Origin of the sequence: Henriciella sp., from assembly GCF_029937755.1 — a bacterium.
In the GTDB taxonomy this organism is placed as follows: domain Bacteria; phylum Pseudomonadota; class Alphaproteobacteria; order Caulobacterales; family Hyphomonadaceae; genus Henriciella.
Map to the genome: position 1 here is coordinate 775,364 of NZ_JAPYPG010000001.1, position 12,938 is coordinate 788,301.

11 protein-coding genes are annotated in these 12,938 nt (G+C 58.9%); 3 read left to right on the plus strand and 8 right to left on the minus strand.

Going from position 1 to position 12,938, the window contains the following annotated elements; all coding sequences use genetic code 11:
* The first annotated feature begins 6 nt into the window (after positions 1-6).
* From leuS to holA, 3 genes are read left to right on the plus strand one after another with little or no spacing between them, the layout of a single operon-like run.
* On the plus strand, positions 7-2,568 hold the full coding sequence (gene leuS, locus Q1K29_RS03870; protein ID WP_300391634.1) for a leucine--tRNA ligase: 2,562 nt from the start codon (positions 7-9) through the stop codon (positions 2,566-2,568).
* Positions 2,565-3,047: a hypothetical protein gene (locus Q1K29_RS03875; protein WP_300391635.1), complete on the plus strand. Its 483-nt coding sequence runs from the start codon at positions 2,565-2,567 to the stop codon at positions 3,045-3,047. Before leuS ends, Q1K29_RS03875 begins: the two co-directional genes overlap by 4 nt.
* Positions 3,044-4,096: a DNA polymerase III subunit delta gene (holA, locus tag Q1K29_RS03880; RefSeq protein ID WP_300391636.1), complete on the plus strand. Its 1,053-nt coding sequence runs from the start codon at positions 3,044-3,046 to the stop codon at positions 4,094-4,096. The genes Q1K29_RS03875 and holA overlap by 4 nt, the downstream gene beginning before the upstream one ends.
* On the opposite strand, the gene Q1K29_RS03885 is transcribed toward holA, so the two are convergent.
* The 8 genes from Q1K29_RS03885 to hemE form a co-directional block, all read right to left on the minus strand.
* Positions 4,074-4,997 carry a ParB/RepB/Spo0J family partition protein gene (locus Q1K29_RS03885; RefSeq protein ID WP_300391637.1) on the minus strand — a complete coding sequence of 308 codons (924 nt, stop codon included), beginning with the start codon at positions 4,995-4,997 and terminating at the stop codon, positions 4,074-4,076. The two genes, holA and Q1K29_RS03885, sit on opposite strands and share 23 nt — an antisense overlap.
* On the minus strand, positions 4,994-5,809 hold the full coding sequence (locus Q1K29_RS03890) for a ParA family protein (RefSeq protein ID WP_300391638.1): 816 nt from the start codon (positions 5,807-5,809) through the stop codon (positions 4,994-4,996). Before Q1K29_RS03890 ends, Q1K29_RS03885 begins: the two co-directional genes overlap by 4 nt.
* On the minus strand, positions 5,802-6,422 hold the full coding sequence (gene rsmG / locus Q1K29_RS03895; protein ID WP_300391639.1) for a 16S rRNA (guanine(527)-N(7))-methyltransferase RsmG: 621 nt from the start codon (positions 6,420-6,422) through the stop codon (positions 5,802-5,804). Before rsmG ends, Q1K29_RS03890 begins: the two co-directional genes overlap by 8 nt.
* 2 nt (positions 6,423-6,424) lie before the next feature.
* Positions 6,425-8,299 (minus strand): tRNA uridine-5-carboxymethylaminomethyl(34) synthesis enzyme MnmG, encoded by a 1,875-nt coding sequence (gene mnmG, locus Q1K29_RS03900; protein WP_300391640.1) that lies wholly within the window; start codon positions 8,297-8,299, stop codon positions 6,425-6,427.
* A gap of 79 nt (positions 8,300-8,378) precedes the next feature.
* Positions 8,379-9,701, minus strand: a complete 1,323-nt coding sequence (mnmE, locus tag Q1K29_RS03905; protein WP_300391641.1) for a tRNA uridine-5-carboxymethylaminomethyl(34) synthesis GTPase MnmE — start codon at positions 9,699-9,701, stop codon at positions 8,379-8,381.
* 3 nt (positions 9,702-9,704) lie between these two features.
* On the minus strand, positions 9,705-11,003 hold the full coding sequence (gene rho, locus Q1K29_RS03910) for a transcription termination factor Rho (protein ID WP_300391642.1): 1,299 nt from the start codon (positions 11,001-11,003) through the stop codon (positions 9,705-9,707).
* Positions 11,004-11,143: 140 nt separating this feature from the next.
* Positions 11,144-11,569 carry a CopD family protein gene (locus Q1K29_RS03915; protein ID WP_300391643.1) on the minus strand — a complete coding sequence of 142 codons (426 nt, stop codon included), beginning with the start codon at positions 11,567-11,569 and terminating at the stop codon, positions 11,144-11,146.
* Between the two features lie 23 nt (positions 11,570-11,592).
* The gene (hemE, locus tag Q1K29_RS03920; RefSeq protein ID WP_300391644.1) at positions 11,593-12,639 is read right to left on the minus strand and encodes a uroporphyrinogen decarboxylase; all 1,047 of its coding nucleotides are present in this window, start codon (positions 12,637-12,639) and stop codon (positions 11,593-11,595) included.
* Between the last annotated feature and the right edge of the window lie 299 nt (positions 12,640-12,938).

The following is a 12,938-nucleotide window of genomic DNA, read 5'->3' on the forward strand; positions in this document are numbered from 1 at the left end:
GGGCGCGTGTCGTCTCGCTATGATCCGCAGGCTGCGGAAGCCAAATGGCGTAAGGCCTGGAAAGACGCTGACCTGTTCAGGGCGAAACGTCCGGCAGAGGCTGGTGACCGCCCTAAATCCTATGTCCTCGAGATGTTTCCCTATCCCTCGGGGCGCATTCATATGGGCCATGTGCGCAACTATGCGATGGGCGATGTTGTGGCCCGCCACAAGCGCGCCCACGGCCATAATGTCCTTCACCCGATGGGCTGGGATGCCTTCGGCTTGCCGGCGGAGAATGCCGCCATCGAACGGGGCATTCATCCCGGCGACTGGACCTACAAGAATATCGACGCCATGCGCGCGCAGCTCGACAAGCTTGGCCTGACGCTCGACTGGAGCCGCGAGTTCGCGACCTGCGATGAAGACTACTACGGCGAACAGCAGCGTATCTTCCTGAAGCTGCTGGAAGCCGGCCTTGTTTATCGTAAAGCCAGCAAGGTCAATTGGGACCCCGTCGACAATACCGTCCTGGCGAACGAGCAGGTCATAGACGGCAAGGGCTGGCGCAGCGGTGCGCCCGTCGAGCAGCGCGAGCTGACCCAGTGGTTCTTCAAGATCACGCATTATGCCGACGAGCTGCTGGACGGCATCTCAACCCTGAAGGACTGGCCGGAAAAAGTCCGTACCATGCAGGCAAACTGGATCGGCCGCTCCGAAGGCCTCCAGATGCGCTTCCTCTTCGATGGCGGCATGCCGGACGATTTCCAGCAGGGGATCGAAATCTTCACCACCCGGCCGGACACACTGTTTGGCGCGAGCTTCATTGCACTGTCGCCGGATCATCCGCTGGCGCTGCAACTGGCCGACAGCAATGAAGCGATCGAGGCTTTCCGCAAGAAAACCGCTCAGATGGGCACAAGCGAGGAAGCCATTGAGAAGGCCGAGAAAGTCGGGGTCGATACTGGCTTGCGTGTCAGCCATCCTTTCGATCCGTCGATCACATTGCCGGTCTGGGTCGCGAATTTCGTCCTCATGGGATATGGCACAGGCGCCATCTTCGGTTGCCCGGCGCATGACCAGCGTGACCTTGATTTTGCACGAAAATATGAGCTGCCGGTGCGTCCGGTCGTTCTGCCGCCTGACGCCGATCCGGCGAGCTTTGATGTCGCCGACGAGGCTTATGTGGGCCCTGGTACCATCTTCAACTCCGATTTCCTCGATGGCATGGAAATCGATGCCGCCAAATCCGAAGTGATCCAGCGAATCGAGACCATGGAGCGCGGGCAGGGCACGGTGAACTATCGCCTGCGCGACTGGGGTGTTTCGCGCCAGCGCTATTGGGGCTGTCCGATACCCGTGATTCACTGCGATGCCTGTGGTGTTGTTTCGGTACCGGAAGCCGACCTTCCCGTCGTGCTGCCGAAGGATGTCAGCTTCGACAAGCCCGGCAACCCGCTCGCGCATCATCCAAGCTGGAAACATGTCGACTGCCCCAAATGCGGCGGCAAGGCCGAGCGGGAGACCGATACGCTCGACACATTCGTGGATTCCTCCTGGTACTATGCGCGCTTTGCCAGCACCGAGGACAAGGAAGAGCGTGATTACTGGCTGCCCGTCGACCAGTATGTCGGCGGTGTCGAACATGCCGTGCTTCACCTGCTCTATTCCCGCTTCATTGCCCGCGCCCTGCGGGATGTCGGCGAACTGGACCTGCCCTCCGGCGAACCCTTCTCGGGCCTGTTCACCCAGGGCATGGTCACCCACGAGACCTATAAGGGCCCTGACGGCAAATGGGTTGAACCCGCGGCGGTTGAGAAACGCGGAGACGCGTTGGTGCTCGCCGACACGGGTCAGCCTGTAACTGTTGGCCCGATCGAAAAAATGTCGAAGTCGAAGAAGAATGTCGTCGATCCGGACGAAATTATTCAGACATTCGGCGCCGATACCGCGCGATGGTTCGTTCTGTCCGACAGTCCGCCTGAGCGTGATGTGGAATGGACCCAGTCTGGAGCCGAAGGGGCTGGCCGCTTTGTGCAGCGGGTATGGGCGATCTTTGATGATCTGCAGGCTGCCGGCACCATCGGCGAAACGACAAACGTCACACCGCTGGTAAAATATTCGCACCGTTCTGCAGCCGCCATCGACAAGGCCATCCTGGAGTTCCGGTTCAACGCAGCGATCGCGGCCTGCCATGACTGGGTGAACACGCTCAAGAAGGCTGAAAGCGCGAGCGACGAGACGCCTGAAACACGCAAACAAAGCGCCCGGATGCTCGCCGTCTGCCTCACACCCTTCATGCCGCACCTGGCTGAGGAGTGCTGGCGTGCGCTCGGCGAAGACAGCTTCGTGTCGGATGCGCCCTGGCCAAAGTCTGACCCGGCGCTCATGGAAGAGTCGACCCTCACCCTGCCAATCCAGGTAAACGGGAAACGACGCGGCGAAATCGAAGTCGAAAAGGCGGCACTGCCCGCCGATATCGAGAAGATCGCGCTCGCCAGTCCGGATGTCGCAACCTTTCTTGACGGGAAAGTCATCAAGAAAGTGATTGTCGTACCCGGCCGGATCGTGAATATCGTAGCTGCATGATCCGTCTCGTCGCTGTCCTTTTTGCCCTCTCCACCCTGGCCGCCTGCGGGTTTCGCCCCCTTTATGCCGGGCAGGGCGGCAGTGGTGCGGTCTCAGGACAGAATATCTCCGTCGAAGAGATTCCCGGACGATCCGGCTACAATCTCCGCCAGTCGCTTATCCGGGATCTCTCGATAGGTGTGCCCGGGCTTGAAGAGAGCACGGTTCTGAGCGTTTCTCTCAAGGAGGATATAGCACGGGCAACCCTGCTCCCTGATGGTGCCGTGTCTCGCTCATTCTACAATGCGACCGGGCGTTATACGCTCGCAACAGCAGACGGCGCGATCAGCGGTAGCGCAAGCGTGCAGGTCCCGTTTGCGGCCTCACAGACACCTTATACTGACGTGTCAGCCCAGACCTACGCTGCCGAGCGCGCCATGACGGAACTTTCGCGGCGCATTACCGAACAGATCAGAATTCAGGTCCAGACCCAGAAATGATCCTGAAGCCCGCAGCGGTTTCCGGTCGGGCGCGCAAGCTCGATCCCGATATTTGGTGCGTCCTGGTCTTCGGAAATGATGAAGGTGTTGTCAGCGACATTGCCGAACAGGTCGCGGCGACATGGACAAAATCTGCGGGAGGGGAGGCCAAGATGCTGACCCTGGACGATGACGAAATCCGACGTGAGCCGCATCAGCTCTTCGACCGGATAGAGACGAACTCCCTCCTCGGAGAAACCGATATCATCCGCGTGCGCACGTCGGGAGAAAAGATCTCGAAACCCGTGCTCGACCTCATTGCCCAGGCTGATCAGTCAGGATCACCCTTCAACAACAAACTGATTATCCTGAATGGCACCCTCAACAAGCGCTCGAAACTTCGCAGCACGATGGAAGCGGCCAAGACAGCCGCGGCCATCCAGGTGTTCGCCGACAATGACCAATCCGTGCGTGACCTGGTCCAGTCCCGGCTTGAGGCAGAGAGCGTAACAATTGACCTGGACGCCCTTGACCGATTCGCCGCTCAACTGCCCGGTCACCGCGGCCTTGCCAATCAGGAGACGGAGAAACTCGTCCTGTTCGGGCGTGATTTAGGCCGTGCGATTTCTCTCGACGACATTCGCGCCCTTTCGCTAACGGATGCAGATTCAAGTCTCCGCGAGATGATCCAGCTGGCACTCGACGGGGAAGGGGAGGCGTGCCTCGCACAATACGAGCGTGTGGCAGAGGCCGGGACATCGGCAATCTCCATCCTCAGGCTTCTTGAACTTGAAGTGAAGCGCCTCCTGCAGGCGCGTAGCCTGATGGGCACGGGCGGCAATATCGGCATGAAGCTGAAACCCCCGGTCTTCCAGTCGGAGTGGTCAACTTTCCGCTCCCGGCTCGACCGATGGACCTCACCAGCGCTTACCCGGCTATTGGCGGCCATCCACGACCACGAAATCCAGGCCAAACGGGCGGGCGCTGCGGCCGATCCGTCTGTCCGTATATTGCTGCTGAATATAATCAGGTCGGCGGCCGGACGCGCTAGGAGCCCCGCTTCGCGGTAAGCTTTCGACAGAGATCGTCCAGCTGCTCCAAGTCCCTGTATTTTATACGTAATTCTCCGCCTGAGGTCTTGTGGCGAATATCCACGGCTAGGCCGAGAGCACGTGACAGGTCAGCTTCGAGCGCCTCGGTGTCGACATCCTTTTCGTTCGCCGTCACCTTTTTGGCAATGGCATCCATGGAGCCGTCATTCTTGGTGTTCTTGACGAGTTTTTCCACGTCGCGAACATTCAGATTCTTCTGCACCGCCATAGCGACCACGGCATCAGGATCCGGTGCGCCGAGCGCGGCACGTGCATGCCCCGCCGTGATCCGCCCTTCACGAAGATGATTGCGCGCGGTCTCAGACAGGTTGAGTAGCCTAATCGTGTTCGCGATATGGGCGCGGCTCTTCCCGACACTTTCGGCAAGGCCCTCCTGGGTCCGCCCAAAGCGCTTCATTAGCGCCCCATAGGCTTCGGCCTCTTCAATCGGATTCAAATCCGTCCGCTGAACGTTTTCAATGATGCCGATTTCAAGCAGTTCGAGTTCGTCCAGCGCCCTTATCGTTGCCGGAATCTCGGCAAGGCCCGCCTGTTTGGCTGCGCGCCAGCGTCGTTCGCCCGCAATGATCTGGTACTTGGATTCGTCCTTGGGATCAGGACGGACAAGAATCGCCTGGAGGACACCCTTGGCGCGAATGGACTCCGCGAGTTCGGCAAGCTCCGCTTCAGCAAAATGCCGTCTTGGCTGTTGCGGGTTCGGGCGAATATCCTTGATCGCGATTGTCGACGCTTCCGACACCGGGGGCGATGTCGACTCGCCTTCCTCGGAATAGGAGCTGACGCCTTCGACTTCACCGATCAGGGCGGAAAGACCGCGGCCGAGCCGCTTCTGTTTGGACTTCGGTTCTGCCGCCATCATGCCACCGCTCGGTTCCGTTCGCGCTGAAGCATCTCGGATGCAAGCCGGATATAGGCCTCGCTACCCGGGCAGCGATAATCATAGAGCAGGGCCGGCTTGCCGAAACTCGGCGCCTCAGATAGCCGGACATTACGCGGAATAACCGTCTTGTAGACCTTGTTTCCGAGCACCTGACGGACCTCGTCTGCAACCTGGTCGGACAGATTGTTGCGCTTGTCATACATGGTAAGCACCACACCCTGGATATCGAGATGTGGATTCAGACCGGACCGGACGACTTCGACCGTGCGAAGCAACTGGCTCAGCCCTTCCAGTGCCAGGAACTCGCACTGCAGGGGAACAAGCAGGGCATCAGCCGCCGTCATGGCATTGATGGTCAGCGAAGAAAGCGATGGCGGGCAGTCGATCAGGATGAAGTCATAACGTTTGTCCGGATCATGGGCGACCTTTGCCACATGATCCCGGATGGCCTCACGCAAACGGTATGACCGGCGCGGATCTTCAGCGAGTTCGGTCTCTACACCCGAAAGGTTCTCATCGCCGGGCACGATTTCCAGCCGGGGGACAAGGGTAGGGAGGATGGCTTCTTCGAGCGGCATCCGATCGACCACAACATCATAGCTCGTCAGCCGACGGTCGGCCCGCATGATCCCGAGACCCGTGGAAGCATTGCCCTGCGCATCGAAATCTACGACGAGGACCCGGCGACCGACGGCGGCCAGTGCCGTACCGAGGTTGATCGAGGTGGTCGTCTTGCCGACGCCGCCCTTCTGATTGGCCACTGCCAGAATACGGGTGCCGGAATCAGACACGTTTCACCTCCATGATTTTCAGAATGACCCCGGTCTCACTTGTCCGACTCGGAATCGCCTCATAGGCGAGAGTCCAGTATTCCTGCGCTTGCGTCAATTCTTCTCGCCAGTGTTCCCCCTTGAAAAAGAAAGCTGTTGCGCCGCGGTCAATCCAGGGCGCCGCGTAGCTGATCAACTTCGACAAGGGGGCCAGGGCGCGCGCTGTAATAAAATCAGCGCGTTCCCCGTTAACCGCCTCGATGCGCTTGTTTATTGCACGTGCCGGCAGGCCGAGCTCTGAAATAACCGCGCTGAGAAAGGCGCACTTCTTTCCGACCGATTCGACCATACTGACATGGCCATCACCGCCGACAGCCTCGCAAGCCAGAACAATTCCGGGAAAGCCGGCGCCGGAGCCAATATCGACAATGCGTGAGCCGTGACCCATCAGGGGCAGAAGTTGGGCACTGTCATAGACATGCCGCGCCCAGATTTGATCCATCTCCCTGGGGCCAATCAGGTTCATGCGCTGGCGCCATTCACCGAGCATGCTGACATAGCGCTCCAGCCGGAGCTGTGTTTCACGTGAAACACCGAGCGCCGAAAGCGCGTCCTTCGCTTCGTTTTCCGTCATACCTATCCCGCTGCGCGCTGAGGCCGCCGCCGCTTAACATGGGCAAGCAAGGTCAATAGGGCGCCCGGCGTCACACCTTCGATGCGGGCCGCCTGGCCAAGCGTCGCCGGGCGTACAGTCTCAAGCTTGGACCGGACTTCATTAGACAGGCCACCCACTCGGCCAAAGTCCATGTCCGCGGGGATTTCCAAATTCTCGTCACGACGCAATTGTTCCACGTCTGCTTTTTGCCGCTCGAGGTATCCCGCATAGGTCGCTTCGATTGCAAGCTGCTTGCGATGATCCCCCGAGATGTCAGCAACCTCCGGAAAAGCGCTGGCGATATCGCTGAACGAAATATCGGGGTAAGCGAGATAATCCCAGGCGCTCCGTCTCTGGCCATCCTGATTGACCTTCCAGCCCTGTTGCGCCGCCTCATTGGGCGTCATCACGAGAGACCCGAGAAGGGCCCGTCCTTTTTCCAGACCCTGGTGTTTCACGTGAAACATTTCGGCGCGTGGTGTTTTGACCAGCCCCAGCGCTACCCCCCGGCCAGTCAGTCGCTGGTCTGCATTGTCAGCGCGAAGCGCCAGACGATACTCGGCGCGTGACGTAAACATACGATACGGCTCACTCACGCCATGGGTTACGAGATCATCGATAAGCACGCCGATATAGGCTTCTGCCCGATCAAATACCGCAGCTTTTTCGTCACGAACAGACCGTGCTGCATTCAGTCCGGCAACGAGACCCTGAGCCCCCGCCTCCTCATAGCCTGTCGTTCCGTTGATCTGCCCCGCAAGGAAAAGGCCTGGCATACGTTTGACTTCCAGGCCATGATTCAGTGCCCGCGGATCGACATAATCATATTCGATTGCATAGCCGGGCTGAACAATCTGCACCCTTTCGAGGCCCTCGATCGTACGGATGAAGGCTTCCTGGACGTCCGTTGGAAGAGATGTCGAAATGCCATTTGGATAGACCGTGTCATCGTCCAGCCCTTCGGGCTCCAGGAAAATCTGGTGGCGTGTCTTGTCCGCAAAGCGATGAACCTTGTCCTCGATTGAGGGGCAGTAGCGCGGGCCCTTTCCGGCGATCGCCCCCGAATAAACTGCGGAGCGACCAAGATTTTCAGCAATGATGCGATGGGTCTCTTCATTCGTATACGTGATACCGCATGAAATCTGCGGAACATCGATCCGTTCGCTCAGGAAGGAGAAGGGCACAGGGCTCTCATCGGCGGGCTGCATTTCAAGGCGGTCCCACTCGATGGTCTTACCGTCCAACCGTGCCGGCGTCCCTGTTTTCAGGCGCCCCATCGGAAGGTCCAACCGGTAGAGCCGATCGGACAGACCGATCGCCGGCTTCTCGCCGATACGGCCTGCTTCAATCCGCTCTTCCCCGCGATGGATAATGCCTTTCAGGAAGGTACCTGTTGTAATGACGACAGCAGCGGCGCGGTAGTGCTCACCCGTCTGACCGATCACACCAGCAGTGCGGCTATTCTCTACAATCAGATCTTCAACGCCGTCTTCGATCAGCGTCAGATTTTCATAATTCGCCAGCTCCGATTGCATCGCCTGACGATAGAGCTTGCGGTCGATCTGCGCGCGCGGTCCCCAAACGGCTGGCCCTTTGGAGCGGTTGAGCAGACGGAACTGGATGCCAGCCTTGTCGGCCATTCTGGCCATAACCCCGTCAAGCGCATCAATCTCGCGAACGAGATGGCCCTTGCCGAGACCGCCAATCGCCGGGTTGCAGGACATCTCGCCGATTGTCGAAAGCTTGTGCGTGATCAGAGCGGTACGGGCGCCGGTGCGCGCAGCCGCCGTCGCGGCTTCGCAGCCAGCATGTCCGCCGCCAACAACAATTACATCAAAATCAAATGCGCCTGGCATTCGTCGCTCCGCTCGTCTGCATTTGAGTGCTAGGGGCGCCGCTATACATCATCTCCGCCTCCAAACACAGGGGGCGGAGTCATTTCCCGATACAGAAGGAAGAAAAGACAGCCCCTAGAATTTCTTCGACACCGATCTCACCAATCAGTCCAGACAATTGCCGGGAGGCCAGACGGACATCTTCGGCGACCAGTTCCGCCCCGCCGCCGTGCTCAAGAAGGTTAAGAGCATGTTTCACGTGAAACAGTGCGGATTCCAGAGCCAGCCTGTGGCGCCGCCGTGTAATCAGGGGCGCTCCAGCAGATCCGGCCCTGTTGCGGATAACCTCGGCAATGCGCGCCTCAATCTCCGAAAACCCCTCGCCCGTGAGGGCCGACATCGTCAGAACACCCTCCGGCCAGGATCCGGACTGAGCAAGATCGCGCTTGTTCACGATCAGGAGGTCATCCGCCGGACAGTCCGAAAAGTCCGGATTCTCGTCGGCTGATCGCAGCTGAATTCGCAAATCCGCCGAGGCCGCCCGTTCCTGGGCGCGGCGCACGCCTTCCGCCTCGATCTGATCGGCCGCTTCGCGCAGCCCGGCCGTATCAGCAACCCAGGCAATCTGGCCACCAATCTTCAGACGAACCTCAACCACATCACGCGTTGTCCCCGGAATATCCGAAACGATAGCGGCTTCCCGGCGAGCCAACCGGTTAAGCAGCGAGGATTTTCCAGCATTCGGCGGCCCGACAATCGCAATGTGAAACCCCTCGCGAATCCGTTCACCGACTTCATCATCCGCGAGTGCTCTCTCGAGGCTTTCAGCGATCAGCCGCAGCGCCGCCTCGACGGGCCCACCTGTCTCATCCGGGGCATCTTCCTCGTCCGGGAAGTCGATGCTCACTTCGAGCAAGGCCAACACATCCACCAGGCCCGCGCGCCATTCCGCATACTGACGCGACAGCCGGCCCTCCAGCTGGTCGAGTGCCAGCGATTTCTGGGCGCGCGTTTCCGCGTCGATCAGGTCTGCAACACCTTCCGCCTCGACCAGGTCCATTCGCCCGTTTTCAAAAGCGCGGCGTGTGAATTCACCCGGTTCGGCCAGACGTGCGCCCAGCGCGCAGATCGTATCCAGCGCATGGTCGATAACCGCCGCGCCGCCGTGGAGATAGAGCTCGGCTGTATCCTCGCCCGTATAGGAGTTGGGGCCCGGCATGAACACGGCCAGGCCCTCATCGATTGTGTCACGTGAAACGTCGAGGAATCGGCCAAACACGGCGCGGCGCGGCTTTGGCACACCCCGTTCTAGAACAGACGCGCAAATCTCACGGACTTTCGGCCCACTGATCCGGACAATCGCAATTGCGGATGGAGGCGGCCCGGAAGCGAGCGCGCAGATCGTGTCGCGCGCATCGGTCATGGCCTAGTTCTTCATGGCCTCGAAGAATTCGTCATTGGTCTTGGTCTGACGAAGCTTGTCGAGCAGGAAGTCCACGGCATCCGAGGTGCCCATCGGATTGAGGATACGGCGCAGGATATAGATCTTCTGCAGCTGTTCCTTCGGCGTGATGAGCTCTTCCTTGCGGGTACCTGACTTCATGATGTCGATGGCCGGGAAGGTCCGCTTGTCGGCGATCTTCCGGTCGAGGACGATTTCCGAGTTACCCGTGCCCTTGAACTCTTCGAAAATCACTTCGTCCATCCGCGAGCCGGTATCGATCAGGGCTGTCGCGATAATTGTCAGCGAACCGCCGCCTTCAATATTCCGCGCGGCGCCAAAGAAGCGCTTCGGACGTTGAAGCGCATTGGCGTCGACACCGCCAGTCAGCACCTTGCCGGAACTCGGAACGGTCGTGTTGTAGGCACGGCCCAGACGCGTGATGGAGTCGAGCAGGATAACCACATCGCGGCCATGCTCGGCCAGGCGTTTGGCCTTTTCGATCACCATTTCAGCAACAGCCACGTGGCGGGTCGCCGGCTCATCGAAGGTCGAGGAAATAACCTCACCCTTCACCGAGCGCTTCATGTCCGTCACTTCTTCCGGGCGCTCATCGATCAGCAGGACGATGAGATAGCAGTCCGGGTGATTTTCCTCGATCGAGGCGGCGATGTTCTGGAGAAGAACGGTCTTACCGGTCCGCGGCGGCGCGACGATCAGGGCGCGCTGGCCCTTGCCGATCGGCGAAACGATGTCGATGACGCGGCCGGAGCGGTCTTTCTTGGTCGGATCCTGGCTCTCCATATGGAGACGCTCTTCAGGATAAAGCGGAACCAGATTGTCAAAGTGGACTTTCTGGCGTGCCTTTTCCGGTTCCTCGAAATTGATCGAGTTCACGCTCATCAGCGCGAAATAGCGTTCCCCGTCGCCAGGCTCCTTGATCGGGCCTTCAACGGTATCGCCGGTTTTCAGGCCAGCCTGCTTCAGCAGCTTGGGATTGACATAGATGTCGTCCGGCCCGGGAAGATAGTTCGACTCCGGCGAGCGCATGAAGCCAAACCCGTCGGTCAGGACTTCGAGAACACCGCGACCGATGATCGTAATATCGCGCTCAGCGAGTTCCCGGAGGATGGCATAGAGCATGTCCTGCGTTCGGAGCGAGGAAGCGTTCTCAACCTCGAGGCTTTCGGCATAGGCAAGCAGCTCGGTCGGGCTCTTGGCTTTCAGGTCGCGCAGGTAAACGTGGCGCTGGTCGTTTTCGGATTCGATGACGATGTCGGACATGGATGCTCTGATAGGGTCGTCCGGCCGGTATGGCTGGAGAAAAGCTGTATCGGGAAGCGCGCCCACCCAGGACGGGCAGCGACTATATGGCCCCGCTTATGATCCTCGAAGGCTCAATCGTCAAGAGTGGAAGTCCAGCCTCAGAAGGGACGGACAATCACCATGATCACAATAACGATCAGGAGGATAAACGGTACCTCGTTCATCATCTTCAGTCGCTTGGCTGAAACGGTTTCGCCCCGGTCAATTTTCTTGCCAACCGAGATGAAATACCCGTGCAGCCCCGTCAGGATCAGGACAAACAGAAGTTTCACGTGAAACCAGCCCATCTGAAGAAGCGCCGGATTCATGACCACCATCGCAATCCCCAATACCCAGACCAGGATAACCGATGGTGTCAGAATGATATGGCGAAGCTTGGTCGATGCCGACTTCATCGTCTCGAAGAGCGGTTCGCCCGGTTTCGATCCAAGCTGATGAAGCTTGTAACGCGGCTGGATCAGCATGCCGGCCATGAAGGCGACGACAAAGATAAGATGAAGAGCCTTGACCCAGAGATACGCCATTCAATTGTTCCGTATACTGTATATTATTTGGCAGCCTGCGCCCGCACGAGCTCCACAACCCGCTCGACATGCTTGATCGGGGTCGTCGGCAGGACGCCATGCCCAAGATTGAAAATGTGCGGGCGGTCCCGATAGGCATCGATCAGTTCGATCACCCGGCGTTCCATCTTGTCACCGCCGGCCATCAGGAGCAGGGGATCAAGATGGCCCTGGACCGGGAAATGGTCCGGCAATTCACGATTGACGAAAGCGGGCGAGACCGCCGTATCGAGACCGACTGCGCTGACACCCGTTACATCAGTATAGGCTGGCAACATGGTTGCTGCCCCACGCGGAAACCCGATAATCGGGACGGTGACGCCGAGCTCGCGCAGACGAACAACCAGTTTCCGGTTTGGCTCGATGACGATCTGTTCGAACACATCGTCGGCGAGCCCTTCCGCCCAGGATTCGAACATCATCAGGGCATCCGCCCCCGCTTCGACCTGTGCGGCCATATAGTGCGCGGTCACTTCGACAAGATCATCCAGTAGAAGATCCAGCCCGGCCGGATTTTCATGCGCCCACAGGCGCGCGGTATTCTTGTCGGTGCCACCACGGCCTTCGATCGCATAAAGTGCAACGGTCCAGGGCGCGCCGGCAAAGCCGATCAGCGTCTTGGAGGGATCAAGTTTCTCCTTCACGCGAGAGACTGTTTCGTAAACCGGGGAAAGCCGTTCTTTCGCAGTCTGCACAGGCACCTTGTTCAGGCGACCGCCTGGAGAGACAGGCTCAACGATTGGGCCAACGCCCTTCTCGAACCGCACACCCTGTCCAAGCGCATCAAGTACGAGAAGAATGTCCGCAAAGAGGATGGCCCCGTCCATGTCATAGCGCTGGATGGGTTGAAGCGTTGCTTCCGTGGCAAGGGACGGCGTGTAGCAAAAGTCCAGGAAGTTCTTCGCTGTGGACCTGAGCTCCATATATTCGGGCAGGTGACGTCCTGCCTGCCGCATCATCCAGATGGGAACTGGGTCCCTGCGATTGCCCAGCAGAACATCCAGAAGTGGTTTTTGCGCACTGTCAGCCATCTGGCTCCCTTCAAACTCCAAACTCGAATTTCTGCTCTTATCATTCTTAAGCGCTGGAAATCGTGGACAAACCGTCTCAGGGCGGGTTGTCACCATGAATTCCACAGCGAGTCCAATTCTGCGGTGAAAATTTACCTTCTGTTAAGTCTTTGGAATCGCCGTTAATTCCTCGTTAACCATTTGAGAGACCCGGCTGATTGGAACAAGGCAGGAATTCCGGCTGTGGGACTCGTCGGCATGTGGATTTCCGGTGAATGATTGTGGGGAAGATTCTCTACCCACAGCGTGTCCACAGGGGT

Coding starts and splice junctions, on each gene's coding strand:
- Q1K29_RS03875 (WP_300391635.1), top strand. CDS start 2,565: ATGATCCGTCTCGTCGCTGTCCTTTTTGCCCTCTCCACCCTGGCCGCC.
- holA (WP_300391636.1), top strand. CDS start 3,044: ATGATCCTGAAGCCCGCAGCGGTTTCCGGTCGGGCGCGCAAGCTCGAT.
- Q1K29_RS03885 (WP_300391637.1), bottom strand. CDS start 4,997: ATGATGGCGGCAGAACCGAAGTCCAAACAGAAGCGGCTCGGCCGCGGT.
- rsmG (WP_300391639.1), bottom strand. CDS start 6,422: ATGACGGAAAACGAAGCGAAGGACGCGCTTTCGGCGCTCGGTGTTTCA.
- mnmG (WP_300391640.1), bottom strand. CDS start 8,299: ATGCCAGGCGCATTTGATTTTGATGTAATTGTTGTTGGCGGCGGACAT.
- mnmE (WP_300391641.1), bottom strand. CDS start 9,701: ATGACCGATGCGCGCGACACGATCTGCGCGCTCGCTTCCGGGCCGCCT.
- rho (WP_300391642.1), bottom strand. CDS start 11,003: ATGTCCGACATCGTCATCGAATCCGAAAACGACCAGCGCCACGTTTAC.
- Q1K29_RS03915 (WP_300391643.1), bottom strand. CDS start 11,569: ATGGCGTATCTCTGGGTCAAGGCTCTTCATCTTATCTTTGTCGTCGCC.
- hemE (WP_300391644.1), bottom strand. CDS start 12,639: ATGGCTGACAGTGCGCAAAAACCACTTCTGGATGTTCTGCTGGGCAAT.